Source organism: Parasphingorhabdus sp. (assembly GCF_048269865.1).
Lineage (GTDB): Bacteria > Pseudomonadota > Alphaproteobacteria > Sphingomonadales > Sphingomonadaceae > Parasphingorhabdus.
Genome location: NZ_JBLWUA010000005.1, coordinates 196,776 through 210,242, shown reverse-complemented (window position 1 = coordinate 210,242; position 13,467 = coordinate 196,776). Strand labels below are relative to the sequence as shown.

At 55.4% G+C, this 13,467-nt stretch carries 13 protein-coding genes and 1 tRNA gene; 8 read left to right on the top strand and 6 right to left on the bottom strand.

The features are described 5' to 3' along the window. Window positions 1-198: 198 nt before the first annotated feature. From rpmF to ACN0WW_RS08845, 4 genes are all read left to right on the top strand, one after another. Window positions 199-378 (top strand): 50S ribosomal protein L32, encoded by a 180-nt coding sequence (gene rpmF / locus ACN0WW_RS08860; protein WP_082788395.1) that lies wholly within the window; start codon window positions 199-201, stop codon window positions 376-378. Window positions 379-430: 52 nt separating this feature from the next. Further along, window positions 431-1,474: a phosphate acyltransferase PlsX gene (gene plsX / locus ACN0WW_RS08855; protein ID WP_417611533.1), complete on the top strand. Its 1,044-nt coding sequence runs from the start codon at window positions 431-433 to the stop codon at window positions 1,472-1,474. Continuing rightward, entirely contained in the window at window positions 1,471-2,442 is a 972-nt protein-coding gene (locus ACN0WW_RS08850) for a beta-ketoacyl-ACP synthase III (protein WP_417611531.1), read from the top strand. The genes plsX and ACN0WW_RS08850 overlap by 4 nt, the downstream gene beginning before the upstream one ends. A 111-nt stretch (window positions 2,443-2,553) precedes the next feature. Beyond that, on the top strand, window positions 2,554-3,594 hold the full coding sequence (locus tag ACN0WW_RS08845; RefSeq protein WP_417611529.1) for a helix-turn-helix transcriptional regulator: 1,041 nt from the start codon (window positions 2,554-2,556) through the stop codon (window positions 3,592-3,594). Window positions 3,595-3,614: 20 nt separating this feature from the next. Here the strand turns inward: ACN0WW_RS08845 and ACN0WW_RS08840 are convergent. Together ACN0WW_RS08840 and cpdR are read right to left on the bottom strand one after the other, a co-directional pair. Then, window positions 3,615-3,689: transfer RNA gene (locus ACN0WW_RS08840), tRNA-Val, on the bottom strand. Between the two features lie 43 nt (window positions 3,690-3,732). Further along, window positions 3,733-4,110 (bottom strand): cell cycle two-component system response regulator CpdR, encoded by a 378-nt coding sequence (cpdR, locus tag ACN0WW_RS08835; RefSeq protein WP_417611527.1) that lies wholly within the window; start codon window positions 4,108-4,110, stop codon window positions 3,733-3,735. Between the two features lie 189 nt (window positions 4,111-4,299). On the opposite strand from cpdR, the gene ACN0WW_RS08830 reads away from it, so the two are divergent. Beyond that, window positions 4,300-5,136: an N-formylglutamate amidohydrolase gene (locus ACN0WW_RS08830; protein WP_417611525.1), complete on the top strand. Its 837-nt coding sequence runs from the start codon at window positions 4,300-4,302 to the stop codon at window positions 5,134-5,136. Between the two features lie 225 nt (window positions 5,137-5,361). Here the strand turns inward: ACN0WW_RS08830 and ACN0WW_RS08825 are convergent, their stop codons facing one another. Further along, a complete protein-coding gene (locus tag ACN0WW_RS08825; protein ID WP_417611674.1) occupies window positions 5,362-6,147 on the bottom strand; it encodes a SapC family protein in 786 nt (261 codons plus the stop codon). Window positions 6,148-6,198: 51 nt separating this feature from the next. Next, window positions 6,199-7,647 carry an FAD-binding oxidoreductase gene (locus tag ACN0WW_RS08820; protein WP_417611523.1) on the bottom strand — a complete coding sequence of 483 codons (1,449 nt, stop codon included), beginning with the start codon at window positions 7,645-7,647 and terminating at the stop codon, window positions 6,199-6,201. A gap of 162 nt (window positions 7,648-7,809) precedes the next feature. On the opposite strand from ACN0WW_RS08820, the gene ACN0WW_RS08815 reads away from it, so the two are divergent. Next, window positions 7,810-8,313: a hypothetical protein gene (locus ACN0WW_RS08815; protein ID WP_417611521.1), complete on the top strand. Its 504-nt coding sequence runs from the start codon at window positions 7,810-7,812 to the stop codon at window positions 8,311-8,313. Between the two features lie 108 nt (window positions 8,314-8,421). Next, on the top strand, window positions 8,422-9,840 hold the full coding sequence (locus ACN0WW_RS08810; RefSeq protein WP_417611519.1) for a DEAD/DEAH box helicase: 1,419 nt from the start codon (window positions 8,422-8,424) through the stop codon (window positions 9,838-9,840). 7 nt (window positions 9,841-9,847) lie between these two features. Here ACN0WW_RS08810 and ACN0WW_RS08805 read toward each other — a convergent pair whose 3' ends face one another. Together ACN0WW_RS08805 and ACN0WW_RS08800 are read right to left on the bottom strand one after the other, a co-directional pair. After that, window positions 9,848-10,453: a hypothetical protein gene (locus ACN0WW_RS08805; RefSeq protein WP_417611517.1), complete on the bottom strand. Its 606-nt coding sequence runs from the start codon at window positions 10,451-10,453 to the stop codon at window positions 9,848-9,850. 137 nt (window positions 10,454-10,590) lie between these two features. Continuing rightward, on the bottom strand, window positions 10,591-12,018 hold the full coding sequence (locus tag ACN0WW_RS08800; protein ID WP_417611515.1) for a sigma-54-dependent transcriptional regulator: 1,428 nt from the start codon (window positions 12,016-12,018) through the stop codon (window positions 10,591-10,593). Window positions 12,019-12,326: 308 nt separating this feature from the next. On the opposite strand from ACN0WW_RS08800, the gene ACN0WW_RS08795 reads away from it, so the two are divergent. After that, window positions 12,327-13,457: a Re/Si-specific NAD(P)(+) transhydrogenase subunit alpha gene (locus ACN0WW_RS08795; protein ID WP_417611513.1), complete on the top strand. Its 1,131-nt coding sequence runs from the start codon at window positions 12,327-12,329 to the stop codon at window positions 13,455-13,457. Window positions 13,458-13,467 lie beyond the last annotated feature (10 nt).

Below are 13,467 nucleotides of genomic sequence, written 5' to 3'. Positions count from 1 at the left end.
ATATGAAAATTATAGAGACGCTATAGAAGCTCAATGCTTGCAACGCACAGGAAATTCATTATACGCGCCCCTTCGCGTGCAATCTGCTGAACCAAGACCAAGCGATTCTCTGCAACATCAGGGACTGGTTTGTTAGACTTGGCTGATTGGCATATTGAGCATGTTATGTATTTTTTAATGTAAAGAACAGGCTTAGCAATGGCTGTACCTAAAAGAAAAACTACGCCGTCCAAGCGCGGAATGCGCCGGTCTCATGATGCTTTGAAAGTCGAAGCCTATCAGGAATGCCCGAATTGCGGCGAATTGAAGCGCCCACATCATTTGTGCGGAGCTTGCGGCCATTATAATGGCCGTGAAGTCTTGGCCGCTGATCTTTAATCGGCTAGTCTTTCGGCTTCTGACGCGCAATAAAGGGGAATAACCGGTGGGAATGAGGCCGCGAATCGCGATTGATGCGATGGGCGGAGATGAAGGCCCGCGCGTTATGGTTGCCGGTGCGGCACTGGCGCGGCACCGTCATTCCGGTTTTCGGTTTCTTTTTGTCGGTGATGAAGAGCAGATCAAAGAAGCGCTCAAGAATCACCCCAATCTCAGCGCAGCGTCCGACATATTGCACGCGCCGGATGTCGTATCGGGCGAGGACAAGCCGGGACAGGCGCTGCGCTCTTCCAAGACCACATCGATGGGGATGGCAGTCAATGCTGTCAAAACCGGCGAAGTTAGTGCCGCAGTCAGTGCTGGTAACACCGGCGCGCTGATGGCTATTGCGAAGCTGGCGTTGCGCACCATGCCCGGTATCGACCGACCTGCATTGTCGGCGCTATTGCCGACGATGAAAGACACCGATGTGGTGATGCTGGATCTGGGCGCCAATACAGAGTGCAATAGCCGAAATCTGGTGCAATTTGCGGTCATGGGTGCTGCCTACAGCCGGATCATGCACGGCTTCGACCGCCCCAAGGTGAAGCTGCTGAATATCGGAACCGAAGAGGCAAAGGGCACCGGCACCATTCAGGAGGCGGCCGCGACGCTGAAAGGCGCGGCTGGTCTGCACATGAACTTTCTCGGATTTACCGAGGCGGACAAGATATCCACCGGTGAAGCCGATGTGATTGTGACCGACGGCTTTTCCGGGAACGTGGCGCTGAAGGCGCTGGAAGGAACCGCCCGCTTTGTCACAGATCTGCTGAAGCGAAGCTTCTTGAGCAGTCTGCGGTCCAAGATCGGATTCCTGATTTCCCGGCCAGCGACGGAAATGTTGCGCGATGAACTCGATCCCAACAATCATAATGGCGCCGTGTTTCTGGGCCTGAACGGGGTGGTGGTCAAAAGCCATGGTAGCGCTGATCCAAAGGGCGTGGCCAACGCGGTGGAAGTAGCCGCACGATTGGTTGAAGACAGTATTCTGGAACGTATCAGCGAAGATTTGAAGAAGATCAGCGAAGCGGCGCCGGTATCAGAGGTTGCGAAATGAACATTGCTGCCGGCCGAAGAGCCGTGATCAAGGGAACTGGCTCGGCCCTTCCACGTACCCGCGTATCCAATGCTGAGCTCGCCGAGCGCGTTGATACAACCGACGAATGGATTGTTGAGCGCACGGGTATCCGTTTCCGCCATATCGCTGAAGATGACGAGACTACATCCACGCTGGCGATAGAAGCGGCGCGAAAGGCAATGGAGGCAGCTGATTTTACCAGTGCCGATATTGATCTCATTGTGCTCGCGACCGCCACACCGGATCAGACATTTCCAGCGACGGCCACCATCGTTCAGGATGCGCTGGGTTGTAATGGTTGTGTGGCTTTTGATGTTGCTGCGGTCTGTTCGGGCTTCCTATATGCTCTTTCGGTAGCCGACAGCATGATCCGGGCCGGGAGCGCGAACAACGCCTTGGTGATTGGCGCGGAAACATTCAGCCGGATACTGGATTGGGATGATCGCGGAACCTGTGTGTTATTCGGCGACGGAGCCGGGGCCGTGGTGCTTGCCGCGGAGCAGGGTGAAAGAGGCATTTTGGCTACTCGTCTGCATGCGGATGGTGCCCACAATCAGCTCTTATATGTCGACGGCGGCGCGGGCACCACAGGGACAGTCGGTAAGCTGCGCATGAAGGGCCGCGAGGTGTTTCGCCATGCAGTTGTCAATCTGTCTTCGGTGCTCAACGAGGTGCTGGAAGAAGCCGGTGAACCGATCGATAATATCGACTGGCTCGTTCCCCATCAGGCGAATGCTCGAATCCTGGATGCGACGGCTAAAAAGCTCAATCTTGCTCCCGAAAAAGTGATCAAGACCGTCGATATGCACGCCAATACGTCGGCAGCGTCGGTTCCGCTCGCCCTCGACACCGCGGTGCGCGATGGACGAATCAAAGGCGGAGACTTGCTGGTTTTGGAAGCCATGGGCGGCGGATTTACATGGGGTGCATCGGTTATCCGATATTAGATGTGATATTGTATATCGCAGATTGATGAATGCGGTCGTTTTCGTCGCCGATTTTGCGTCCTTGTCGAAAGCCAGTTGAGCATAATGCATTTCGGCTTCTAGCTTGCCGACATGAACTATCCGGCATCCCCGCATTTGAAGATATCGGCTCAGTTTGTTTTTCGTGCCTATCTCAGCTGCCACGCTCTGGAAGCCCGAAAGCCGAGATTGCTAAGCGCGCTGGGGTGTTCTGAATCAGAATTGCGAGATCCCGGCTTTCAGTTGGGCGATGATTCGATTTCCAATCTCTGCTCTGCGGCTCAGGAAGAGCTTAACCGGGCGGATATTCATTCGGCGATCGGGCAAAATATGGTCCCGCTGGGCTTCTCCGATCCCGGCTTTACAGCATATTTTCATCCCAGTTTCGGCGACGCATTGATCCATCTCGTCGCGCAGCAGCGTCTGGGCGGAGAAAAGCCGGTGGTCAAGCTGATGCCGTTGTCATCAGGTGACCGGTTGGTCTGGTGTCATGATAACCCTGCGTCGTCCGACCTGGCGCCGATCCTCTTTGCTCTGGTCTACCATTGTGGCCAGTTACTTTCGGACGGACGTTTCAAAACTGTAAGGGCTGCGCATTTTGCACATCCACGACCGGAAGGTTTCAGAGGCTTTTCCGACGAGAAGTCGAATAGTGCTCCGATTCCCTGCCAATTTAACCGACCATCGACATATCTCGAATATCATCGCTTCGCTATGACCAAGCCATTGGCCGGCCATAATCCTGCAATTTTGTCTGCACGCCAGAAGCAGGCCGAGTATTTCAAGCGGCAAAGATTTGAGCGCGAGAATCTCGCGAAATTGACCTATCAGTATCTATTATATCTGCTCGACAAGTCCGGTCTCAGCCTGGATGCTGCCGCTATGACCTTCGGTATGGCAGAGCGGACCTTGCGGCGCAAGCTGGTTGCGGAAGGCCAGTCCTATCGCCAGTTGCTGGGAAAAGTGCGGCGTGATACTTGCCACCTCTACTTTCTTGAAGGCACCCGAAACCTCTCCGAGATTGCTTCCAAGCTCGGCTACAGCGAACTGAGTGCCTTCACTCGAGCCTATACCAGTTGGTACGGCCATCCGCCGAGTCAGGATGCGGCAAGCGCTGAAGCACTCGCTGCCTGAATATCAGATTGTCCGGAAAATGGTGGGCGTAGAGAGAGTTGAACTCCCGACCCCTTCGATGTCAACGAAGTGCTCTACCACTGAGCTATACGCCCACGCTGCAGGCCCTCTAGCCAGCCGCCTCGACTGGCGCAAGACTTAATTCCGGTCGCTGATGCTGTCTGGTTCGAACAGACGGTCAACCTCCATGACAAGATCTCTCAAATGGAACGGCTTGGATAATATTTTTGCCTTTGGAACCGATTCTCCAGCTCGCAATGTTACGCCGGAAAAGCCAGTGATAAACATGACTTGTGTCTCTGGACACACTGCGGCGCAATGCTGTGCCAGTTCGATGCCATCCATCTCCGGCATAACGATGTCCGTCAGCAGCAGGTCGAATTTCTGTTCGTTGAGCAATGGCACGGCTGCGGTTCCGCGATCAACGGCGACAACTTCATAGTTGGCTTTCTCTAAGGCCCGTGTAAGATGCTCGCGCATTGCTTGCTCATCTTCCGCGAGGAGAATCCTGATCATATTTTCGCGCCTTCCTGAATATGCCTGAATGCAGACCGGCTATTATGCCGAGACCGGCGTATAAGAGCAAATCGGTTAATTTTTTCTCGAAGCCGGCAGTTTTTCTGGTCGTTCATGCTGATCTTTCGGGGCGTTGTCATGCCTAATGACGTTTTTGCAGGCTCTTCTCCTCCCGGAGCCAATTATTCCTTGTCCAATATTGCGGAGTTGAACTTCCCGGTTCTGGTCAGCGTGCCTCATTCTGGCCGGGACTATCCGCCTGAACTCCTGGATAATCTGAATGTGTCAGCATCCCATTTGCTTCGGCTGGAAGATCGTTACGCAGACGTGCTGGCGGCGTCGGCTATCGCTTCCGGCTTTCCAGCGATTGTTGCCCGCAAACCCAGGGCCTGGGTGGACCTCAATCGTAGTCGAACGGAAATCGATCCAGATATGGTGGTCGGGCTGGATGCAGCTCAGACTCCGCATATCAGCAAAAAGGTAAGAGGCGGTTTGGGTATAGTGCCGCGCCGGTTACATGGAGTCGGCAATTTGTGGCGCAAAAAATGGCTTCATCAGGACATCAGCGACCGTATCGAGAGCGATCATGAACCCTATCATCGGATAGTGACGCATCTGCTGGATCAGATGCGATCCGTTCATGGCTGCGCTTTGCTCTTCGATTTACACAGCATGCCCTCGGTTTTGGATGAAAATAAATGCCGGGTTGGGTTTGTTATCGGTGACCGCTTCGGTCGAAGCTGTGAATCACGATATGTTGAATTGGCTGCGGGCCATTTCCGGATGCGTGGTCATCAGGTTCAGACCAACCATCCTTATCCAGGGGGCTATATTCTGGAACGGCATGGCAGGCCAGCGCGCAACATTCATGCATTTCAGCTTGAAGTCGATCGTGCGCTGTATCTTGATCGGGATATGCGCGAGCCGATCGCTGCCGCACAGTCGATCTCTGAGCTGATCCAAAGCTGTTGCCTAATGTTGGCCGAACAACTGTCTGGCCGGGATCTGCTCGAAGCGGCAGAATGAATGATATTTACCCAATAAAAAACCACCTCGCCGGTTCGGCGAGGTGGCCAAGGTTCAGGGAGGTGGCATTCCAAGGGAATGCCGGTACAGATCCTATCGGGGGATGAGGACCCGTACCCCCAATATGTGGGCCTTGTCGGAATGAGTTGCAAGCCCCTCAGTCGAAAAATTATCACGGTGTTTCTCTGCTTCGGCGAAAACGCTTGAAGCAGAGTTTTGCAATGATCAAATCTGAACGGAGGGAGCTTCCGTAACCTGTGGCATCTTGCCTGCACTCACCTGGCGGGCAAAAACATCGCGCATCAATTGCAGGGAGAACAGGTGAGCATAGATCAAGGGCAAGATGCCGTTCTGGTTGATCTTGCGGAGTTCATCGCCACGCATGTCGCGTAACTTTTCTTCATCGACCATTTTGAAACCGCGATAAATGAAGGGCTTTTCAACGCCGGTCTGCTGGATTGAAACCTCGCCATCCATGAGCAGCCCCATTTTTTCCAGTTCCTGGACAAATTGTGCCGTTCGCTGGCCAGCCTGCTCAAACTGTTCGCAGAAATTCAGAATATTCTTGGTGGTTTCGGTTGGCTGATCCTTGTCAAACAAGGCGTCGCCTTCAGCATAGTCGCCAATCGCGTCGGTGGTCGGGTCGAAGCAGAGCGAGAGTTCCTCGGCATCCGGGCGCAATTTGGCGAGCATGAAAGGATAGCGGCGAACATAGGCCGGTACGTAAGCTGGTTCGCTAAATCTACCTTCATCGTTCATGAAGGTGTTTACGCCTTCGTTCAGGCCCATCAGAATCAGCGGAACGCTATTCTCGCCAATCGAAAAAACGATAGGATAATTGCGCGCGGCGCTCATGAACTCATCCGAGGTAATCGGGATCGCATGTTGCGACTGCATGAACGATGCGTTGTCGAGCCCTTTGACTTTCCATGATGCATGCTCGTTGGAATTGAGCGGAATCAAGTCCTTGTAGAACATCGGTAGGGCTTGTGCTTGCGGCGTGCTCGCCATAGTCATCTTCTCCGAAAAATTGCTGTTGAGAACGAATTGTTGTCTTGCGCTTTAAGAGCCTGAATGGCTGGACGCAAGGGGAACGAGTTTGCCCGGGTTCATAATGTTATTCGGGTCAATTGCCATTTTTATCGCACGTAGCATCGACAGGCGCGCGTCGGACGATATTCGTTCGAGTTCCGTTCGCTTGTTCTGGCCAATCCCGTGTTCGGCGGAAATCGATCCGCCCGCTGCGATGACGAGGTCATGGACCAGCGGTGTTATTTGTTTTCCCAGATCCTCCATCCATTCTTGGGCCGTGATGCCTTCGGGTGCCTTGACATGGAAGTGGACATTGCCATCCCCCATGTGGCCAAAGGCGGCGACCTTGGTGCCGGGAAATCTTGCCTCGATAACCGGTGATGCCTCGTTGATAAAACGGGCCATACCGGGGACCGGGACGCTGATGTCATGCTGCAGGGCAGGGCCGCTCGCGCGCTCGGCTTCGGCGATTGAATCCCGGATTTTCCAGAAATCCTCTGCCTGCTGTTCGTTGGCCGCGAGCGTTGCGTTCTCGATCAAATTTCGTTCAATCGCTTTCGCGAGCAAATTTTCTGCCACCATTCTGGGGTCTTCCGAATCTGGCTGATCCCGTATGATTTCGATCAATACATGCCACGGATAGGTTCCTTCCAATGGCTGGCGGGTGCCGGGAATGTGGCGCAATACGGAATTCAGGCAGGTCGCTGGAATTATTTCAAAGCCTTCCAGTGCGTGCGGCGTCCGGCTGTTTAGAAACCGGAACAGTTGATAGGCTGCGTCAGTGCTGTCGACGGCAGCCCAGGCGACACAGCGATCGACCAATGCCGGGACCGTTTTCAAGGTCGCGCCTGTCACGATGCCCAGCGTGCCTTCACCGCCAACGAATAATTGTTTCAGATCATAACCACGATTGTCTTTCTTCAGAGCGGAGAGGCCATCCAAGATACTGCCATCTGGAAGCACGGCCTCGATCCCGGCCACCAGCGAGCGCATGGTGCCGTGCCGCAGAACCTGGGTACCGCCGGCATTTGTCGACACCAGACCGCCGACCGTCGCCGAGCCTTTTCCGCCGAGGGTCAAGGGAAATCTCTGTCCGTGGCTGGCGAGCGCTTCATGCAAGTTTTGCAATATCACACCAGCGTCGCACACAACCAGTTGATCGTCCGCCTGAATCGCCCGTATCCTGTTCATGCGGCGAAGCGACAGCAGAACAGAGTGGCCGCTGCTGTCGGGGGTCGCTCCCCCGACCATGCCGCTATTGCCGCCTTGCGGCACAATCGCCACGCCGTTATCGTTCGCGATCTTCAGTATTTCAGACGTCTCCTGTGTGGTGCCGGGTGAGACCATGGCCGCTGCAGCCCCGGTATAACGACCGCGCCAGTCGGTGAGCCAGGGCGCCATATCATCGCCGGATATGGTGAACCCTTTCGGGCCAACAACCGCCTGCATCTGTTCCAGCCAGTTCACTTGTTTCGGCATATTTCTTTTCCTGTGCAGTAGTATGAACCGTTTGACGATCAGCGGTGCGGCGAGGTCACCGACCGGCCATTTTCGTGTAAACGATTGTAGATGACAATTTTCCAGTTCATGCGATATTCAACGATCGATGGTATAGCGAACGCAAGAATTAGTTAAGGGATTATGGTGAGCCTGTCACTTACGGCAATATTGCTGCTCTCTGTGCCAGATATGCGCGAGATGCGGCCGACGGACGGTCCGTCGGCTGATGCGCCGGTGCATTATGTGCCGGAGCGGCCACGCGAATATGCGCAGGTCCGAATCGAAAAACGGGTAATCATCCGGGTGCCCCGCCGGTTGCCATCTTCGCTTGCACCGATGGCCGGGTTTTCACAAAACAGTTCGCGAACGACCTATCGCGAGAAGAAGATCGGCAAATGCCTGCCGATGAAAAATGTTCTGGGGGTTCAGATGTTCGCGGATCGTTATCTGGATCTGGTCACCAAAGATCGCAAAAGAATCAGGGCTCAGCTTGAGGACAATTGTCAGGCGCGCAGCTTCTATTCTGGTTTCTACGTTGAGAAGACCAAAGACGGCAAAATGTGTGCAGGCCGTGACATCCTGCATTCGCGTACCGGAGCAAAATGCGAGATTGAGCGATTTCGGGAGCTTGTCCCGCAACGCTAGACCAAGCGAGAAAGCTTGACAATTTCGGGATATGCGATCATTGCCGCGGTCAGCCGCAGAGGCTAAGTGAGGATGCAAGGGTGTATCCTATATTTTTCCGGAACCGCTATGAAATTTGCCGATATCGGCCTGTCTGAAGAACTGCTGAAATCCGTAGCCGAGGCTGGCTATGATGAACCGACGCCGATCCAGGCGCAGGCCATACCTTCCGTGCTAATGATGAAAGACATCATCGGCATCGCTCAAACCGGTACTGGCAAGACGGCAAGCTTCGTTCTGCCAATGATCGATATTCTGGCGCATGGCCGCTCGCGCGCGCGGATGCCGCGATCGCTGATTCTGGAGCCGACCCGGGAATTGGCCGCACAAGTCGCCGAGAATTTCGAGAAGTACGGCAAGAATCACAATCTCAGCATGGCTCTGCTGATCGGCGGTGTGTCTATGGGTGACCAGATCAAGGACCTGGAAAAAGGTGTCGATGTACTGATAGCTACGCCCGGACGGTTGATGGATCTGTTTGATCGCGGGCGGATATTGATGTCCGGCTGCGAATTGCTGGTTATCGATGAAGCGGACCGGATGCTCGACATGGGCTTCATTCCGGATATTGAGTCAATCTGCTCCAAGCTGCCGACGACACGGCAGACGATGCTATTCTCGGCTACGATGCCTCCTCCGATCAAGAAATTGTCGGACCAGTTTCTCAATAACCCGAAATATATCGAGGTTTCGCGCCCGGCGACGGCCAATACGTCGATTGACCAATCGCTTATAGAAGTTGCGCCAAAAGCGAAGCGCAAATTGATCGTCGACATTCTGGACAATGAAGGCGTCGAGACAGCGATCATCTTTTGCAACCGCAAGACCGAAGTGCGCGATCTTTGCCAGAGCCTGCGCAAAGATGGCTTCGATGCCGGTCAGATTCACGGGGATATGGACCAGAGTTCGCGTCTCGCGGAACTGGAGCGGTTTAAATCCGGTGAGATCAATATCTTATGTGCATCGGACGTTGCGGCACGCGGTCTGGATATCAAGGGCGTGAGCCATGTGATCAACTATGACATTCCCTGGCATCCGGATGATTATATTCACCGGATCGGCCGCACTGGCCGGGCTGGTGCCACCGGCATCGCCATTACATTCATTACCCGCAGCGATGCCGAGCATGTCGAGAGCATCGAGAAGCTGACCGGCATGAAAATCTCTGTGCGCAAGGAGCGCAAGGCCAAGACCAGCGAGAAGCCTGCCAAGAAGGCAGCGCCAGCGAAATCGGATTCACCAAAGGCAAAGCCGGACTCACCCAAGGCGAAGGCACCGCGTTCGGATGATGCGCCGAAAAAAGCGCGACAAGATGATCGGCCCAAGAAGGCGCGACAGGACCATGACGATGCGCCGACCAAGTCGCCGCGTAGGGCCAAGAGCAAAGTGAAAAATCAGCCGTCGGTTCAGGACGACAAGGACGACGGTGTGGATAACGGCTGGAATGGGCCAATGCCCAGCTTCCTGGGCGCCAAGCTCAACCGATAAATCGCAGCTATTGCAGCGTCAGACTGTCGAGGATCATGGTCGCCAGCGGGTCCATTGATTGGGCCTCGTTTGCGGCATAGGTAACTTCGGCGAGCACCATGGTGCCATCCGGTTTGCGGAGCATACGCTGGTTCGATTTCAGCCCGTTGGTAAGAATTCCCGAAGCGCGATATTCGTTGTCGCCTACTGCTTCGCCTTTCATCGCAACATTGCCATCTTCGACCGTTTCGACGGCCTTGTTCCAGGCTATATCTTCGCGATTTTCAACCCAAGTTACGGCCAGTTTCGCGTCGCCCGGGGTCTCTGTATAGACCCGGCCATTGTCATCGCTGGCAGATTCATCGACCGTCCAGTCGCTCGGGACCATGATCGTATAGCCGCGCAGCGCATTGGTGTAGCTTTCCATGCTGGCCAGATCGACCGCGGCTTGCGGGCCGTTTCCTGCCAATGCCGCCGCTTCATCGCGGATCGCCTTGCTGGCAGCATCGGCCTGGCGAGCGAGTTCTTCGCTGGACGGAACATCGCCTACCGCTTCCTGTTTTCCGCAAGCCGATACGAGCAGCGCAAGCGTAAGAGCGGCGCTGAATGGAAGAATTGGAAGCATGTTTTTCATATTCGCCAGACTTAAGACCAGCGAGGGGAAACATCAATGGCGATGTTGGATTCAGGGCGGAATAGACGGGCGTCCGTGTTGGATTGGATCGTGTTGGAAATGGCCGAAAATGTCAAATCCAACGGGTCCGCACCCGATTATGCAGCGTTATCAATGCCCAGATCGCTGAGCTTGCGATAGAGCGTCGATCGGCCAATGCCGAGACGGCGAGCGACTTCCGTCATCCGCCCGCGATAATGGCCGATCGCAAGGCGGATCACGTCGGCCTCTATTTCATCCAGCGGCCGCAAATTGCCATCTTCACTATAAAGGGTGATGCCAATGCCTTCGGGACTGTTCGACAAGTGCGGTTCGGCGTCGCCAGATTCGGCCACAAAAGAGGCGATCTGGGGAAATTCTTCGCAAGTCAGAGCATTGTGATCGCACATCACGGCGGCGCGGAACAAAACGCTTTGCAGCTGGCGGACATTGCCGGGCCAGCGATAGCTGCGCAGCAGGTTGAGCGCCTCGTCGGTGATACCGAGGCTGCGCAAGCCGGGTTGATGCGCGAGACGGGCGAGGAAATGCCGGGCCAGCGCCGGGATGTCGCCGGTCCGGTCGCGCAGCGGCGGGATCGTCAGCTGAACGACGTTCATCTGATAATAGAGGTCTTCACGGAAATTGTCCTTTTCGACTTCCCGTTCCAGTTTGCGATTGGTTGCGGCGATAACCCGGACGTCGAGCTGGAAACTGTTCGGGCTGCCCAGTGGCTGGATATCCGAATGTTTCAGGAAGCGCAGCAGGCGAACCTGCGTTTCGGGCGGAATCCGGTCAACTTCGTCGAGGAAGATTGTCCCCCCTTCGGCTTGCTGGAGCAGGCCGATTTTGCGGTCAAAAGCACCGGTAAAAGCGCCTTTTTCGTGACCAAAAAGGATCGAATCGAGCAGGTTTCCGGTAATTGCACCACAGTTCAGCTTCAACATCGGCAATTTTGCACGCGGGCTCGCGGCATGGATCGCATCGGCGATGACTTCCTTGCCGACGCCGCCTTCGCCCTCGATCAGCACGGGCACCCGGGCGCGCGCAGCCTTGGCGGCAATCGCCAATGCGGCGCGAAAAGCGGGAGCGGCCCCGACAATTTCCTCAAATTCCAGCGGCGCCGAGATTTTTTCGCTGAGCGGGCGCAGTTCGCCGTCATCCTTGGACGATTCAACGGCGGCGTTGAGCGCATTCAGCATTCGTTCGGGAGCGACCGGCTTGATCAGATAGTCGGTAGCCCCGGCACGGACGGCGTCGACCGCTTCGGCAATCGATCCGACCGCGGTCAGCATCAGGATCGGCAGCGCAGGGCGGCGGGCTTTCAGCTCGGTGATCAGTTCGGTGGCTTCGGAACCCGGCACCCAATGGTCGAGAATGATCGCGTCGAGCATCATTCCATCCTGCGTGCCGAGCGTCGCGATCGCGGTTTCCGCATCACGGGCATAGATTGTCCGAAATCCCGCGCGCGAAGCCAGTGCCGAAATCAAGCGGCATTGCGCCGGCTCATCATCGATCAGCAGCAGTAATTTAGTGCCGTTTTGTGCCATTTTTGTTCCGATTGTCCCACAATGAGCCACTTTCATAGACACAACCGGTAAAGAGCCGATTAAAGGTGCCACAATTATTCTATCCAAAATGACGGTGGGTAGGACTTGAGCAGTCGCTAATATAGGGTTACACCTCGCGTCAGTTTTGAAGACAAAATTTGGGGAAAACATGACAACGGAAAATAATTTGGGCCCGGCCCAGGAAACTTATGCCAGCTTTTTGGGGATGCTGAAATTCGGAACGATCCTAGTGGCTGTAGTGACAACGATAGTAGTTTTACTTATTTCCTAACGGATTGGAATCTAGCGTGAAAATTGCGGTATTAAAGGAACTCGCCCCTGGCGAGACGCGCGTAAGTGCGTCGCCGGAAACGGTCAAAAAGTTCGTCGCCCTTGGCGCCGCGATGGCCGTCGAAAAGGGAGCAGGCGAATCTGCTTCAGTTGCTGATACCGACTATACCGACGTCGGCGCGACGGTTGGTACGCGCGCTGCTGTTTTGAAAGATGCGGACATCGTTCTGGGTGTGCAGGGCCCGGATCCGCAATCGCTGAAAAGCATGAAAAAAGGCGCCTGGCTGGTGGCCAGCCTCAATCCGTTCGGCGAGCGTGAGCGGGTCGATGAATATGCCAAGCTGGGCATCGACGCGCTGGCGATGGAATTCATGCCCCGGATCACCCGCGCGCAGTCGATGGATATCCTGTCCTCCCAGTCCAATCTGGCAGGCTACAAGGCAGTGCTGCTGGCCGCGAATGAATATGGCCGGGCGTTCCCGATGATGATGACCGCTGCTGGCACGGTTTCCGCCGCGCGCTGTTTCGTCATGGGTGTTGGCGTGGCCGGTTTGCAGGCGATTGCTACGGCGCGGCGTCTGGGGGCGCAGGTCAGCGCGACCGACGTGCGCAGCGCCACCAAGGAACAGATCCAGTCGCTGGGTGCCAAGCCGATTTTCGTTGAATCGGTTGAAGGCATCGAGGGCGAAGGATCCGGCGGCTATGCTACCGAAATGAGCGAGGAATATCAGAAGGCGCAGGCCGAACTCGTCTCTTCCCATATTGCAAAACAGGATATCGTGGTCACCACCGCCCTGATCCCGGGCCGGGCTGCACCGCGTCTGATTTCCGATGCGCAAATCGCCACCATGCGCAACGGCAGCGTGATCGTCGATCTGGCAGCGGAGCAAGGCGGCAATGTCGAAGGCGCCGTTCCCGGCAAAGTGGTCGAAAAGCATGGTGTCAAAATTATCGGCGCGAGCAATATACCGGCGATGATGGCGGCAGACAGCTCGGCCCTGTTTGCGCGCAATCTCTATAATTTCCTCTCCGCTTATTGGGACGAGGAAGCGAAGCGGCCGGTTCTGCCTGATGATGACGAAGTGACGATTGGCATACGCCTGACCAAAGATGGTAAGGTCGTGAATGAGCGCCTTCTGGCGAACTAGGGGGTTAGCA